The sequence below is a fragment of the Brevibacterium sp. 1718 genome, from assembly GCF_051131255.1.
GTDB lineage: Bacteria > Actinomycetota > Actinomycetes > Actinomycetales > Brevibacteriaceae > Brevibacterium > Brevibacterium sediminis.
The window spans coordinates 4,004,248-4,018,405 of the sequence record NZ_CP186550.1 but is presented as its reverse complement, the minus strand read 5'-3'; the positions used below and the strand labels follow the sequence as shown (position 1 = coordinate 4,018,405).

The window sequence follows — 14,158 nt, the reverse complement described above, 5'->3', positions numbered from 1 at the left end:
TTCGGGTGACGATGTTTCGTTGATTCTCGGCGCGGCGAAAGATCCATTAGAGGCGGGAGCTAAGTTCGTCCTCGAAGAGCGGCAAGAGAGATACCAGCCCGACGAGTCGCTCGAAGCGCTCCTCAATAGAGCGATGAAGTTGGCTGGCATCAGCACACGCCCCGACGATGTGAGCAGTGAAGCTTCCAAAGCACTGGCCACTATCAACCAGAGCGTCCCGAAGATAGCGGAGGCTGTTCGGAAAGTTCGCAACGATCAAGGTTCGGGGCACGGGCGCACAGTTATGGCGACTATGAGCATGCCCGAGGCTGCTTTCATTCGAGACTTGACACTCAGCGTGGTCAACTTCCTGCTTTCGGAGCACGACGCACACCCTCGATGGTGACCCGTCATAGTCACGGAGAGTTCGTCGTGCGATGGCAACGCGCCAGCGGTTGACGCTTACAAAGCTACATCGCCATACGAGCAGTCGAATCGCAAACGGTCGTATACGGGACGTGTCGTTTTCAGTAGGCGACTGGGACTGCTGAGGGTTTAGTTGACTTCACGACTGGATAAGTTCCAGGAAGGATGGAAGTCATGCCAAAGATCTACACCGATGAGTTCAAGCAATCAGCGCTCGAGCTCCTGGGCGACGGGATGACCCAGAAGCAGGTGTGTGCCGACCTCGGTATCTCGAAGTCAGCTCTCCAGGCCTGGGTGCGTGACTCGCGCCTGCGTGAGCACGGACTCGAGCCCTCTCGTGATGTCGAGGAGTCTCACGCCCAGGCAGCAGCACTGAAGCGGATCAGGGAACTCGAGCGTGAGAACAAGATCCTCCGCGAGGCTGCAGCGTATCTCTCGCAAGCGAACTTGAAGCTCGGTGGTCATCACCCAAAATGATGTACCCGCTGGTCCTCGACCTTGCTGCCGCCGGGGTGCCGGTGGCAGTGGCCTGCCGGGTGCTCGGCTTTACCAAGCAGGGTTTCTACAAGTGGTGCGCGAAACCTGTCTCTGACCGGGAACTCGAGGAGGCGCACTTGATCAATGCCGCATACGACGTTCATACGGACGATCCTGAGTTCGGGCACCGGTTCATCGCTGATGAGCACCAGGCGTGCGGATACAGCGCCTCTGAACGTCGTGTGTGGCGGCTGTGCTCGCAGCAGGAGCTGTTCCCCCACACGATCAAACGGGCCCGGAAGCACGGTAAGAAGCCCGGCCCGCCAGTGTGTGATGACCTCGTCGAACGCGACTTCACAGCAAAGGCAGTCAACGAGTTGTGGCTGACCTATATCACCGAGCATCACACCAGTGAGGGCAAGCTGTATATGTGCGCGGTCAAGGATGTGTTCAGCAACAGAATCGTCGGTTATGCCATCGATTCGAGGATGAAATCTCGCCTGGCTGTGGCGGCGATTGATGACGCTGTGGCTCGTCGTGGCGGACCGCGAGCCGTGGCAGGATGTGTCGTTCACTCGGATCGCGGGTCGCAATTTCGTTCTCGTAAGTTCCAGCAGGTTCTACGGCGTTACGGGCTCGTGGGATCGATGGGTCGGGTCGGCGCTGCTGGTGATAATGCGACGATGGAATCGTTCTTCGCTGTGTTGCAGAAGAACGTCCTCGACCGGGGCCGTTGGGACACGCGAGCGAGGTTGCGGACATCGATCGTCCACTGGGTCGAGCGGACCTATCACCGGAAGCGTCGGCAACGGCGTTTGGGTAAACTGACTCCGGTTGAATACGAGCTTGTTCATCACAAGGCTGTCGCTCTGGCGGCATAAACCCCGGGGTCAACTAAACTGTCAGCAGTCCCGATCGGCCCAGATACCTCGCGCTGTGAGTATTGACAGTGGCTGGTCTGGGACTGGCTGGCAGAGTAGGTGTTGGCCTCTCCGTCCAGTGATCGTGACTCCACCTCGCGCTGACTCACACCGTGGTGTCTTGCCCTCGATTTGTCCGATCACATGGATGGTGCGGCCGGCACCAGCTCGGCGCACATCGGTAACTTGATCAGAAGGCTGTCCACCCCCGAAAATCCGGGGGTGTGACTCATCACAGTGTTGTTCCGAAGTGATCTCTAACCCGGACCGGTACCGGCCGCAAGCGGCCACGCAACCCATCGGTCAAACAGGGAGCTTCGAACCGCTATGTCTATTGTCGCGCACTTATACAGTTTCTTCATCGGTGTTGATACACACGCCAGAAACCACGTGTATTCCATCGTCACCAACACCGGAATTCTCGTCGAAACCCGTTCCTTCCCCACCACGTCAGCAGGAATCAAACGAGCCCTCACCTGGGCCGGCAGGCGCACCAGCGGTGACCTCGACACCCTCTGGGTCGTTGAAGGTGCGGCCTCGTACGGTGCGGTGCTGACCGGACACATCGCCGCAGCCGGGTACCCGGTAGTCGAAGCCGGGCGTATGGATGCCAAAGCCCGCCACGGTGTCGGTAAGAGCGACGAGCTTGATTCCCGCCGGATCGCGGCATCTGTATTGCCTCTCGACGCCGATCAACTGCGGTGGCCGCGTCACGGTGAAGGTGTCCGGCAGGCGCTGCGTGTCCTGCTGTCAGCCCGGGACGCGATGAGTACGGAACGGACTCGTGCGATCAACTCTCTGACCGCGCTGGTGCGCACCATCGATCTTGGCATCGATGCCCGCAAGTCATTGAACAGTGACCAGGTCGACGAGATCGCGAAATGGCGAACCCGCAACGAAGACGTCGACTTGTCCACCGCCCGGGAAGAAGCGATCCGTCTGGCCAAACGCGTCCTCGCTTTGAACGATGATCTGCAGACCAACCATGACAGGCTCACCGAGCTTGTTGAAGCCAGTCCGGCCGCACCCTTGCTGGATGAGCCCGGGATCGGCCCATTCAGCGCCGCTGTGTGCTTCACCGCGTGGTCCCACCCGGGGCGGGTGCGGAACGAGGCCGCGTTCGCAGCTCTGGCGGGAGTGAACCCGATACCTGCGTCGTCGGGCAACACGCGCCGGCACCGGTTGAACCGGGGCGGGGATCGGCAGTTGAACCGGGCCCTACACACGGTGATCATGAACCGGATGGTCCATGACGAACGGACCAGGAACTACGTGGCCCGCCACTACGGTGAAGAACCGACGAAGAAATCCAAGAGGGAGATCAAGCGCAACCTCAAACGGTATCTAGCGCGCCGGGTCTACAAGATCCTCAACGCGCTAGATACCGTTCCTCAACCCGCTTGACAAGACATAGAAGGATCGAGGTTGCTGGGCCGCCGTCAGGTAGCAGGGTGTTGACTTGGGGTGGGTGCGCGGAGAGAATCAGACTCCCATCGTTCAGCCGTCCGGCTGTCATGGTTCGTCTGGGCTCGCATCCGCTCATGCGTCGCCGTCACTGCAAGGGAGCAGTTATGACGCAGATCTTCGTCAACCTTCCGACCACCGACCTCGAGCGTGCCAAGACCTTCTACCAGTCCATCGGCGCCGAGGTGGTGCCCGAGTTCACCGATGACAATGCGTCGTCGTGCATCAGATGGACCGACGACATCTTCTTCATGATCCTCACCCGGGACTACCTCGCCACTTTCACGGACAAACCGATTGCCGACCCGCACACCACAGCTCAGGCGCTCACTGCCCTCAGCCGCGAATCCCGCGACGAGGTCGACGCGATGCGCGCCTCGATCCTCGACGCCGGTGGTGGGGAGAACAAGGAACCGCAGGATCTCGGGTTCATGTACGGCATCAGCATGACCGACCCCGACGGCAACATCCTCGAGTTCATGTGGATGGACCCGACGGCAGCCGAACAGGGCCTCGAGGCCTTCGCCGAAGGCTGAGTCAGCCAGCGTGCGCGGCGAGCACTTCGAGCACGGAATCGCCATAGCGGTCGAGCTTCTTCAAGCCCACACCGCTGACCTGGCCGAGTTCGCTGATCGTCGTCGGTTTGACATCGACGATGCCGTAGAGCGTGGCATCGGGGAACACGACGTAGGCGGGCACGCCCTGCTCCTTCGCCTGCTCTCCGCGCCAGGAGCGCAGGGACTCGAACAGGGAGGCATCGGAGGGGTCGAGCTCGACCTCGGGGCCGCCTCGGCGACGGGATCCGGCCTTCTTCGACCCTGCCTTCTTCACCGGGTCGACACGCAGTGAGATCTCCTCTTCTCCGCGCAGGACGGGGCCGGCGGCCTCACCGATCACGAGCACCCCGTAATCACCGTGGGATTCGAGGAGTCCGCGGGCGAGCACCTGGCGGATGACGGTCTTCCACTGACTCTCGGACAGGTCTTCGCCGACGCCCCAGACGCTCAGGCTCTCATGGTCCGAGGCTCGGGACCGGTCGTTGTGGTTGCCACGCAGCACGTCGATGACCTGGCCCGATCCGAAACGCTGCCCGCATTCCCTATCGAGTCGGATGACCGCCGAGAGCAGCTTCTGCACGGCGACGGTGGCGTCCCAGGTCACCGGGGGTGTCATGCAGTTGTCGCAGTTGCCGCACGGTGCGGATTCCTCGTCGAAGTAGCGCAGCAGCTGGACGCGTCGGCAGTCGACGGTCTCGCAGAGGGCGAGCATGGAATCGAGGTGGCTCATCTGACGGCGTTTGAACACCTGGTCGCCCTCGCCGGATTCGATGAGGCGGCGTTGGGAGACGACATCGCCGAGTCCGTAGACCATCCACGCATCCGCGGGCAGTCCGTCACGGCCGGCGCGACCGGTCTCCTGGTAGTAACCTTCGACCGACCGTGGCAGGTCGAGGTGGGCGACGAAGCGGACATCGGGTTTGTCGATGCCCATGCCGAAAGCGATCGTGGCGACCATGACGATGCCGTCTTCGCGGAGGAATCTCGCCTGGTTCTCCGCGCGCACCTCACCGGGCAGCCCTGCGTGATAGGGCAGAGCGGTGATGCCGCGAGCTGCCAGCGCTTCGGCCAGCTGGTCGACACCGCGGCGGGACAGACAGTAGACGATGCCCGAGTCGCCGGAATGTTCGGTGGTGATGAAGTTCAGCAGCTGTGACCTCGCCGAGGCCTTCGGTTCGATCCGATAGGTGATGTTGGGTCGGTCGAAGCTCGCGACGAAGTGCTCGGCATCCTGGAGGTGGAGGCGCTCGGTGAGTTCGGCATGGGTGGCCGGGGTGGCCGTGGCGGTCAGGGCGATGCGGGGAACATCGGGGAATCGTTCGGCCAGAACGCCGAGCCCCAGATAATCGCTCCGGAAGTCATGGCCCCACTGCGACACGCAGTGGGCCTCGTCGATCGCGAACAGGGAGATCTGCGCCTGTTCGAGCAGCCGCATCGTCCGCGGCAGGACGAGACGTTCGGGCGCAAGGTAGAGCAGGTCGATCTCACCGGCGAGCAGTTGCTGTTCGACCTGCTGCGCGGTATCGAAATCGAGAGACGAGTTGAGATATGCCGCCCGCACACCGAGGTTCTCCAACGCCGCGACCTGATCGGCCATGAGCGCGATGAGCGGGGAGATGACCACGCCGGTACCGGGCCTGACCAGGGCAGGGATCTGATAGCACAAGGACTTTCCGCCGCCGGTGGGCATGAGCACGACCGCATCCCCGCCGCCGACGACTTGGTCGACGATGGCCGCCTGCTGACCACGGAACTCCTCATAGCCGAAGACATCGTGGAGGACATCGAGGGCGGAGGTCGTGGCTGCGGAGGTCATGGCACCCACCCTAGTTCACGTCACTGACCCGAATCTTCGCACCGCACGACCGCGGCCCCGCACGGCCCCACCACCCGGGAGCTCTGGCCCTACCGCACTGAGAACCTCCGTGCCGCCACGAGTCCCAACACGCACACCACGGCTACCGCGACGGCGAAGATCACGGTCGCGTTCGCCAGTCCCACCGTGGCGGCGAGGAATCCGGCGCCGATGGCCGGCACCGACTTGAATACGTAGGCGAGGATGAAGTACGAGGTGGTCGCCTCGGTGCGGCGTTCGGGTGCTGTCACCGCGGTGATCGCGCGCATCCCGGTCATGAACACGAGTCCTTGCCCGGCTCCTGCCAGCACCGCGGAGGCGATGAGCACCGGCAGGGACCCCGCCATGAGCGCGAACACGAGCGCGCCCATGCTCACGATCATGGTCACGGTCCCGCCGACGATGAGCCGGCGGTCGCTGATCCCGCGCAGCAGCACCTGCGCGGTCGCCGAGGCCCCGAAGAGGAGGAACACGACGGTGCCGGTGGCCGCGGTCGACGTCACGTGCAGGGTCTGTCCGATGAAGCTCGGCGCGATCGCCGAATACAGCCCGCACACCGCGAATCCGGTGATCGCCCCAGGTGAGGCGGCCAGGAACATCCGTTTCGCCGAGGCGGGAATCCCCGGCAGCTGCAGTCGCACAGCCGTTGCCCCGCCCCGCGTCCGATCCCGGACGAGGAGAAGCGCCATCCCGGCGATGACCAGCATGATCGCGTTGACGAGGAACGGTGTGAGCAGGGGAGAGGGAGCGAAGCGGGCGAGCAGTCCGGAGGACAGGATTCCGAGCCCCAGCCCGCCCATGTTCGCCGCTGTGGCCAGGGAACCAGCGAGCCGTTCGCGGCCGGCAGGGGCGTTCTCGAGCACGGTGACGGTGGCCGTGGACGTGAAGATCCCCGCAGCCAGCCCGGACAGGACCCGGCCGGTGAGCAGCAGCCCGGTGTGGGAGCCGATGAGGAAGAGGGTCGCCGAGGCGATCGAGAAGATCACCCCGAGCCTGAGCATCGGACGCCGCCCCAGTCCCTCGGAGAGCCTCCCGAAGACGACGAGCGCGCCGATGACCCCGACCGCGTAGATCGCGAAGAGCTGAGTGGTGAACGCCGTCCCGAAATCGAATCGCTGCTCATAGAGCGGGTAGAGGGGCGTCGGCAGGGTGGTGCCCATCATGACGACGGTGAACACGTACACCGAGGCGGCCAGACCCCATCCCGTCGCGACGCGCGGTTCCGGTCGCGGCCGGTGTGCTGCCGCCGTTTCGTCGGCCACTGCCGCACCCCCTTCTCCGTCCGCAATCGTCTCTCGCCGAGGCGGCTCACCGCACCCGTTGACCAGGTCGTCCAAGGATCGGTCGGGTGCCACTCGATCCTGACAGGTGTCTGCAGGCGGTGAACCGACTGCGATTGTACGCTGGAACTGCCGAGGCCCATGCCCGTCAGAGAGCATGGCGGATTGTGCGCACCCGCGAGAAGGAGCAGATTCCGATGACGACGACCCCGAACAGCCCCGCCGAAGCCGACCAGGCCGCACCGGCGGATCCGAGCCGGCGCCGCATGATGAAGACGGCGGGCGTGGCCGGAACGGTGGCGGTCATCGGCGGCTCCGTGGCGGCCACCTCGGCGTGTTCGTCCGACGAGGAGGCGGAGCCGACGAAGGATGCGAGCCTGCCGACCTCCGACGTTCCCGTCGGTTCCGGCACCGTCATCGAGGACACGTACGTGATCACTCAGCCGAAGGAAGGCGAGTTTTTCGCGTTCTCATCGGTGTGCACCCACCAGGGCTGCCAGGTCACCCGGGTCACCGAGGAGGCCATCATCTGCCCGTGCCATTCCTCGAACTTCTCGGTGACCACCGGAGAGGTGATGTCCGGTCCGGCCGAGGAACCGCTGCCGAAGTACGACGTCTCCGAAAGCGGCGGCACGTTGACGGTCAAGGGGCAGTAGGGCACGTAGAGCCCGATGCGGGCCGCTGCCGGCCTACGCAGCCCGCCGCGGTCGGCCGTTCGCGGAGTCGGGCACTCTCCGTCAGAGGAAGAGCCCGGGGAGGACGAGGGCTCCGGCGATGAGGAGCGCGAGCAGGGCGGAGAAGCCGAGTCCGCTCGCTTCATTCCGACGTGACTTCTCATCGTCGGACCGCCACGGCAGGCCCGACCAGACGAGTGCGGCCCGGAAGACGGAGACGACGATGACGAGCATTCCGGCCAGCCAGACGTAGATGAACCAGCTCTCCCAGCCTCCGAACGGTGTGATGAGGCGGATGAGCAGGATGAACACGACCGCCGTGACGATCCCCGAGAGCAGCCCGATCCGGGATGCCGCGTGGGGAGCTCGCCACGCGGTGAACGCACCCCAGGCCACGATGAGTGCCCCGATGACCGTCGAAACGAGTTCGGGACTCATGAGCGTTCTCCCTTCGCTGAAGTTTCGGCCCCGACGAGTGCGGCGGCCGCGTCGACGTCATTGGCGGAGTCGTTGAGCACGATGATCCCGGCTCCGGACTTCGGGTCGAAGCCGAGGAACGACCGGTAGCCGCCGGTGCCGCCGTTGTGCCAAGTGATGGTCGAGTCGCCGTGCGTCGTCGTGAACCACGCCCAGCCGATGCGGTCATCCTCGAAATCGGCACGGGGTTCGGCCGCCTCGGCGCCGGGGGCGTTCCCGTCACGGACGGCCCGCAGCCAGATCGCCAGATCATGAGTCGTCGACCGGATCGCCCCGGCCGGAGCCGCACCACCGAGGGTCCACGGGGCGGCCGGCAGCCCCGATGCCGTGAACCCGTGGGACAGCCCATCGGCCGAGTCCGGGACGAACGTCTCCTTCATTCCCAGCGGCTCGGTGAGGCGGTCACGGACGAGCTCGGCATAGTCCTGCCCGGACGCCTCGGCGAGTGCTTGGCCGAGAACGGCGAACCCGAAGTTCGAATACTCGGGCTCGGGTTCACCGACCTCCACGTCATCGAGGCTGGCCACGATGTCCCCGGCGTCCCCGCGATAGGGGTCGGTGTGGAGGTAGTTCGACAGCACGCTCATCACCCCGTCGCTGAAGCTCGGAGCGGGTTCCTGGGAGGGCAGACCGGAACGCTGCATCGCAATCGACTCGAGCGTCACCTCGGCGACCTTCCCCTCCAGGTTCGGCCAGATCTCGCCGAGGCGGGTGTCCGCCTCGACCTCGCCTCGCTCGATCGCATCGGCGAAGAGCGCGGCCGTGAACGTCTTCGTGATCGATCCGATCTCGAACTCGGTGTGCTCGTCGGCTCCGGTGCCCGCGAAAGTCACTTCGTCGCCGTCGATGCGGGCGGCGACCACGTGCTGCCAATGCTGGCTGCCGAGTGCGTCCTCGAGTTCGGTCATGAGCTCGGCGTCCCCTGTCGGCGTGCCCTGGAAGCCGCGCGGCCACGGGGTGATCGCCGCGAGCACGGCAGCCGTGACGGTTGCCGCGATCACGGCAATCAACACTCGCCGAGGCGGCCGTCCCGCAGCCGCAGATGTGCGGTTGAGATCGGAGTCAGTCATCGTTCCTCCTGGTCAGCAGGGGTGGAATGGGTGATGGTCGGGTCCGGGTCGCGCAGTGGGCGAGCGGCCCGCCGGCGACAGGTTCTGTCAGTGCGTTCCGATGAGGACGAGGGTGAGCAGCGGAACGACTCGCTGAGCGGGCACGCGCCAGTGCCCGCGGCGGGCACTCTCTAACCAGCCGGCTCCGGCGAGGGCATGCACATGGTGATAGATCTGCCCGGACGTGCCGAACCGTTCGTCCTTGCCCAGTTCGGCCACCGTGCTCGTGCCCTCATAGATCGCTTGGAGCAGCTGCAGGCGGACCGGGTGACCGAGGGCTGCCAAGGATCCGGCCGCCTCGGCGAAATCGATCTGCGCCAGCCCTGCGCTGCTCAGACCCATCTGCCACGCCACGGGACCGCTGCCGCCCGGGGGAGTCGTGTACCCGGTGTAGGTCACTCCGCCCTCCTCGCCGAGGTGGTCGACGAGCCCGTGCAGCGCCCAGAACGTCTCGGTGTCGCCCGGCAGGGCTGTGTTCCCGGCGGCGGGTTGGACTGACGATTCCGGGCAACCGGATGGCGCCGGTGATTCCGCTCTGATCGACGACGTTCCGTCCGCCTTCTGAGGCGTCGCGCCGGGCTCCTGCGATGCAGAGGATTCTGCGGCTGCAGCCTCGAGCTCGGCGACTCGCTGTTCGAGAGCGGAGAGGCGATCTTCTGCCGACGGTGTTGGTTCCATGCTTCGACAATACAGGAAATACGTAATTACGTAAATGCATCAAACGCGAAGAACCGCCACTCACTCGACCCTGAACCGACGCTGATCGGACAGACTCAGGCAGGCGACCTAGACTGGTGCCGTGATGAGTACCGAAGATCCGCGCACCGAATCCACAGCCCCGCGTAACGAAGCCGCCCCGCAGGCCATTGCCGCAGCGAGTCGACTCGGCTGGCCCATGGTCGTACGCGGAGTCCTCGGCGTCGCCTTCGGTATCGTCACCGTCTTCTGGCCCCGCGATTCGAGCAATCCGCTGCAGCTGAGCCTGCCGACCGACGTCGTCGACCACCTCGCGATCGGCTACCTCATCCTCTTCGCCTTGGCCCTGGTCTTCCAGGCCGTGCGCTCGGCCTTGAACGTGCGCACCGCGATCTTCGGGCAGGCCGTCATCGCGATCCCGGCAATCGTCTTCCTCTTCCTGGCCGACCAGCCCGCCGAGCTGCGCGCGGCCCTGAGCATCTGGGCCCTGCTGCACGGCGCTCTCGAATTCTGGGCCTACCGGCAGCTGCGGTCTCAGCCCATGGCCTCGGACTTCCTCATCGCCTCCGGAGTCCACGTCCTGCTCGGCATCATCCTCGTCTTCGGCGACGGCATGGAGGCCCTGTCGATCCTCGGCTTCACGGGAGCGGCGACCCTCATCGCCGGCGTGATCTTCATCATCGGCGGCTACTCCCGCCTGAGCAAGGGCCGTCAGCTGGCCAAGCTCGGTGCCCTGCCCGAACAGATCGACTCCCCCGCCGAGGCGGCCGACCCCGCCGACGCTTCCCCCTCGGGTGCCGCTGAAGCCGCCGACGATGCGAACTCGTCCGATGCCGCGGACACGTCGAACCCAGCCGATGCCGCCGGCGAAGCCGATCGCACGGCCGATCCCGGAGATCCGGACGATCCGGACACCGATACCCCAGTGAAGAAAGAGCCCTGACCGGCACCCGAGCCAACCGAGACACCCGAGGTGAGATGAGCACTGTCGAGCACGAGAGCGCAACCGAATCCCGATTGGCCACCATCGCCGCCTCGGTGAGGTCCTCCGAGTTATTGGGCGACCTTGCCGAAGCCAGCCGAGCACTCGACCCCGTCCTCTTCCGGCGCCTCTTCGAACTTTCCCGTTCCCCATCGCTGCTGGTGGCCACCGACTACGACGGGACGATTGCCCCCATCGTCGACATCCCCAGCCAAGCCTTTCCCTTGGAGAGCTCGGTCGACTCACTGCGCGCGCTCGCCTTGCTGCCGTCCACCTCGGCGGGGGTGATCTCCGGTCGCAGTCTGCGTGACCTCGCGGCAATGTCGCGCCTGCCCCGGGAGGTCCACCTCTTCGGGTCCCACGGCGGTGAGACCGACACATTCACCATCGACACGCTCACCGAAGAGCAGCGGGCGGTCCTCGCCGACTTCCGCGCCGACCTCACTCGCGCCCTGCCGCGCGACGTCATCGAGCACAAGACCACCGGCGCGGCCGTGCACCTGCGCGGACTCGACGAGACCGACCGGCGGGAGATCGAAGCCGCCGTCGAGAAGCTCGCCGACGCCCACCCGATCCACCCCACCCGCGGCAAGCAGGTCATCGACCTGTCCGTCGTACCGTCGTCGAAGGCCGACGCGCTGACCCGTCTGCGCAGTCAGACAGGGGCGGAAGCCGTCGTCTTCATCGGCGATGACACCGCCGACGAGTTCGCTCTCGAAACCCTCGGCGCCGATGACCTCGGGCTCAAGGTCGGAACTCAGACCGCACCAACTCACGCCGACTTCCGGCTGGACTCACCGGCCGAGGTCTCCACCGTCCTCAGTGCCCTGTTCGAGCTGCGCAAGTCCTGGCTCTTCGGCCGCCGCGCCACCCCGATCCAGCGGCACAGCCTCATCGGCAACGGACAGTCGACCGCGCTCATCGACCCCACCGGCAGCATCTGCTGGATGCCGCACCCGCTGCCGCATTCGGCGTCGATGTTCTCCGAGATCCTCGGCTCCGAGGCGGCAGGATTCTTCGCCGTGGCACCGGCCAACGGGGCCGCCCCGCTGACCCAGCGCTACCTCGGGAACTCGACCCTGCTCGAGACCCGGTGGGCCGGACTGAGCTGTGTCGACTACCTCGCTCCCGTCGACGGGCACAGCGATGACACGATCGTCGTCCGCGTGCTCACCGGCGACACCCCGACCCGCATCCGCTTCGCACCCAGGCTCGACTACGCCACGGTTCCCACCCGCATGACCCGGTCCGATGATGGTGTGGCGGTGCTCGGCACCGCCGAGCCGATCGAACTCCACGCCCCCGGAATCGACTTCGACATCGTCGAGAACGGCGACTCCCACACCGCCGAGGCGACCGTCGTCCCCTCGCAGCAGCCCGGCGGATCCGTCGTCCTCGTCCTCGCCTGCGGGACGGGCACGGGCGACGCCGGATACATGGCCACCGGCGGCGAGCATCATGTGCGCGAACGCGCCCTGAACTTCTGGACGAACTGGGTCGAATCACTGACTCTGCCCGGTCACCACCGCGAAGAGGTCATCCGCTCCGCGATCACCCTGCGCGCTCTGTGCCACGAACCCACCGGCGGAGTCCTCGCCGCCCCCACGACCTCCCTGCCCGAGGGAATCGGCGGCGTCCGCAACTGGGACTACCGCTATACATGGCTGCGCGACGGATCGATGACCGTCCGCGCCCTGCTCGCCCTCGGTTCCACCGGTGAGGCCGAAGGATTCCTCTCCTGGCTGTCGGGGGTGCTCGAGCGCACGGTCTCACCCGAACAGCTGCATCCGCTCTACGCCGTCGACGGCTCGGCCCTGACCACCGAGGCGGTGCTCAACCACCTGCCCGGATACGCCGGATCACGGCCGGTGCGGGTCGGCAACGCCGCCGAACATCAGGTCCAACTCGACGTGTTCGGCCCGGTCACGGAGCTCCTCGACGAACTCAGCGACCACCTCGGCGAGTTGCCCGAGGATTATTGGACGCTCACCTGTCAGATGGTCGAGGCCGTGGGCAAACGGTGGTTCGAGGCCGATCACGGGATCTGGGAGGCGAGGCGTCCGCCGAAGCACAACGTGTACACGCGCGTGATGTGCTGGGTGACGGTCGATCGGGCGCTGCGGATCGCGGACCGGTTCGATCGTGAGCCGCCCGGTGCGTGGCGGCAACTGCGCGAGGAGATCGCCCACGACGTGCTCACGCATGGCTTTAACGAGGAAGTCGGAGCATTCACCGTCGCCTACGGTGAGACGGACCTGGACTCGGCCGCACTGTTCGTCGGACTCTCGGGACTGCTCGCCGCCGACGATCCGCGCTTCGTGTCCACCGTCGATGCGATCGAACGCGAGCTGCGGGTCGGCCCGACGGTGTTCCGCTATCGCTACGATGACGGGCTGCCCGGGCTCGAGGGCGGATTCCACATCTGTACGACCTGGCTCATCGAAGCCTTCATCAAGGTCGGTCGCATCGACGACGCCTGGGATCTGTTCCGGCAGGTCGACAACTTGCTCGGGCCCACCGGGCTGCTGTCAGAGGAATACGACCCCGTCGCCGAGATGCACCTGGGCAACCACCCGCAGGCGTACTCACACCTCGGCTACATCCGCGTCGCCCAACAGCTCGACGCCCACCGCCCGAGCTGAGGCAACGCTGCCTGCCGCGGCGGACCATGTCCGCGCGATAAATGTGCGCAGATTGCCAACTCCGAGCTGGAAATGGGCAATCTGCGCACACTTATCCTGCCGTCAGACGACCAGCACTCGGTGGAGCCGACCGTCCTGTGGCACCGAGCCTCGCTCACTCGACGAGGAGGGTGACCACCTCGGCGACGCAGGCGGGGCGGTCCTGGCCGTCGATCTCGATCGTGTGTTCGAGGATGACTTGCGTGCCCTTCTCTCCGCGGATGACGTCCTTGACGCTGATGGTTCCGCGCAGTCGGGAGCCGACGAGGACGGGCTGGAGGAAGCGGACCTTGTTCAGGCCATAGTTGACTCGGATCGACACGCCTTCGATCGTGAAGACCTCCGTGGAGAACTTCGGAATGAGCGAGAGGGTGAAGAATCCGTGGACGATCGTCGCACCGTAGGGCCCTTCGGCCGCGCGCGTTTCGTCCACGTGGATCCACTGGTGGTCGCCGGTGACATCGGCGAAGGTGTTGATGGCGTCCTGATCCATCGTCATCCATTCGGAGGAGCCGAGCTCCTGGCCGATGAGCGATTCGATTTCGTCGATGCCGTTGATTGTGCGCACGTGGTTCTCCTTT

At 65.4% G+C, this 14,158-nt stretch carries 13 protein-coding genes; 7 read left to right on the top strand and 6 right to left on the bottom strand.

Annotation, left to right across the window (positions count from 1 at the left end):
• Nucleotides 1–19 precede the first annotated feature (19 nt).
• The 4 genes from ACOZ9V_RS18030 to ACOZ9V_RS18015 all read left to right on the top strand — a co-directional run bounded on the left by ACOZ9V_RS18030 (nt 20) and on the right by ACOZ9V_RS18015 (nt 3,802).
• Nucleotides 20–385, top strand: coding sequence for an abortive infection family protein (locus ACOZ9V_RS18030; RefSeq protein ID WP_434595447.1), 366 nt, complete (start codon nt 20–22; stop codon nt 383–385).
• Between the two features lie 194 nt (nt 386–579).
• A protein-coding gene (locus ACOZ9V_RS18025; RefSeq protein WP_434592332.1) for an IS3 family transposase occupies nt 580–1,763 on the top strand; the annotation gives its coding sequence in 2 pieces (ribosomal slippage) (nt 580–837 and nt 840–1,763; 1,182 coding nt in all).
• A gap of 366 nt (nt 1,764–2,129) precedes the next feature.
• Nucleotides 2,130–3,206 (top strand): IS110 family transposase, encoded by a 1,077-nt coding sequence (locus ACOZ9V_RS18020; protein ID WP_434589899.1) that lies wholly within the window; start codon nt 2,130–2,132, stop codon nt 3,204–3,206.
• A 167-nt stretch (nt 3,207–3,373) separates the two neighbouring features.
• Nucleotides 3,374–3,802: a VOC family protein gene (locus tag ACOZ9V_RS18015; protein WP_181271577.1), complete on the top strand. Its 429-nt coding sequence runs from the start codon at nt 3,374–3,376 to the stop codon at nt 3,800–3,802.
• 1 nt (nt 3,803) lies between these two features.
• Here ACOZ9V_RS18015 and recQ read toward each other — a convergent pair whose 3' ends face one another.
• Nucleotides 3,804–5,639 (bottom strand): DNA helicase RecQ, encoded by a 1,836-nt coding sequence (gene recQ / locus ACOZ9V_RS18010; protein ID WP_434592329.1) that lies wholly within the window; start codon nt 5,637–5,639, stop codon nt 3,804–3,806.
• 89 nt (nt 5,640–5,728) lie between these two features.
• Complete coding sequence (locus ACOZ9V_RS18005) at nt 5,729–7,033, bottom strand: MFS transporter (protein ID WP_434592326.1); 1,305 nt, start codon at nt 7,031–7,033, stop codon at nt 5,729–5,731.
• A 122-nt stretch (nt 7,034–7,155) separates the two neighbouring features.
• On the opposite strand from ACOZ9V_RS18005, the gene ACOZ9V_RS18000 reads away from it, so the two are divergent.
• Nucleotides 7,156–7,614, top strand: a complete 459-nt coding sequence (locus tag ACOZ9V_RS18000; RefSeq protein ID WP_181271575.1) for a Rieske (2Fe-2S) protein — start codon at nt 7,156–7,158, stop codon at nt 7,612–7,614.
• Nucleotides 7,615–7,695: 81 nt separating this feature from the next.
• On the opposite strand, the gene ACOZ9V_RS17995 is transcribed toward ACOZ9V_RS18000, so the two are convergent.
• The 3 genes from ACOZ9V_RS17995 to ACOZ9V_RS17985 all read right to left on the bottom strand — a co-directional run bounded on the left by ACOZ9V_RS17995 (nt 7,696) and on the right by ACOZ9V_RS17985 (nt 9,896).
• Entirely contained in the window at nt 7,696–8,070 is a 375-nt protein-coding gene (locus tag ACOZ9V_RS17995; protein WP_181271573.1) for a hypothetical protein, read from the bottom strand.
• Nucleotides 8,067–9,179, bottom strand: coding sequence for a serine hydrolase domain-containing protein (locus ACOZ9V_RS17990; protein ID WP_181271571.1), 1,113 nt, complete (start codon nt 9,177–9,179; stop codon nt 8,067–8,069). Before ACOZ9V_RS17990 ends, ACOZ9V_RS17995 begins: the two co-directional genes overlap by 4 nt.
• A gap of 87 nt (nt 9,180–9,266) precedes the next feature.
• Nucleotides 9,267–9,896, bottom strand: a complete 630-nt coding sequence (locus tag ACOZ9V_RS17985) for an ArsR/SmtB family transcription factor (RefSeq protein ID WP_181271570.1) — start codon at nt 9,894–9,896, stop codon at nt 9,267–9,269.
• A gap of 124 nt (nt 9,897–10,020) precedes the next feature.
• Here ACOZ9V_RS17985 and ACOZ9V_RS17980 point away from each other — a divergent pair, with 124 nt between their 5' ends.
• Both ACOZ9V_RS17980 and otsB read left to right on the top strand, forming a co-directional pair.
• Nucleotides 10,021–10,857 carry an HdeD family acid-resistance protein gene (locus tag ACOZ9V_RS17980; protein ID WP_229664087.1) on the top strand — a complete coding sequence of 279 codons (837 nt, stop codon included), beginning with the start codon at nt 10,021–10,023 and terminating at the stop codon, nt 10,855–10,857.
• A gap of 35 nt (nt 10,858–10,892) precedes the next feature.
• A complete protein-coding gene (gene otsB, locus ACOZ9V_RS17975; protein ID WP_181271567.1) occupies nt 10,893–13,538 on the top strand; it encodes a trehalose-phosphatase in 2,646 nt (881 codons plus the stop codon).
• 154 nt (nt 13,539–13,692) lie between these two features.
• On the opposite strand, the gene ACOZ9V_RS17970 is transcribed toward otsB, so the two are convergent.
• The gene (locus ACOZ9V_RS17970; RefSeq protein ID WP_139467477.1) at nt 13,693–14,145 is read right to left on the bottom strand and encodes a MaoC family dehydratase; all 453 of its coding nucleotides are present in this window, start codon (nt 14,143–14,145) and stop codon (nt 13,693–13,695) included.
• Nucleotides 14,146–14,158 lie beyond the last annotated feature (13 nt).

What these genes read in the sequence shown, in the direction of transcription:
- ACOZ9V_RS17990 (WP_181271571.1), bottom strand. Translation starts at nt 9,179, where the DNA reads ATGACTGACTCCGATCTCAACCGCACATCTGCGGCTGCGGGACGGCCG.
- ACOZ9V_RS17985 (WP_181271570.1), bottom strand. Translation starts at nt 9,896, where the DNA reads ATGGAACCAACACCGTCGGCAGAAGATCGCCTCTCCGCTCTCGAACAG.
- otsB (WP_181271567.1), top strand. Translation starts at nt 10,893, where the DNA reads ATGAGCACTGTCGAGCACGAGAGCGCAACCGAATCCCGATTGGCCACC.
- ACOZ9V_RS18015 (WP_181271577.1), top strand. Translation starts at nt 3,374, where the DNA reads ATGACGCAGATCTTCGTCAACCTTCCGACCACCGACCTCGAGCGTGCC.
- recQ (WP_434592329.1), bottom strand. Translation starts at nt 5,639, where the DNA reads ATGACCTCCGCAGCCACGACCTCCGCCCTCGATGTCCTCCACGATGTC.
- ACOZ9V_RS18000 (WP_181271575.1), top strand. Translation starts at nt 7,156, where the DNA reads ATGACGACGACCCCGAACAGCCCCGCCGAAGCCGACCAGGCCGCACCG.
- ACOZ9V_RS17995 (WP_181271573.1), bottom strand. Translation starts at nt 8,070, where the DNA reads ATGAGTCCCGAACTCGTTTCGACGGTCATCGGGGCACTCATCGTGGCC.
- ACOZ9V_RS17980 (WP_229664087.1), top strand. Translation starts at nt 10,021, where the DNA reads ATGAGTACCGAAGATCCGCGCACCGAATCCACAGCCCCGCGTAACGAA.
- ACOZ9V_RS18020 (WP_434589899.1), top strand. Translation starts at nt 2,130, where the DNA reads ATGTCTATTGTCGCGCACTTATACAGTTTCTTCATCGGTGTTGATACA.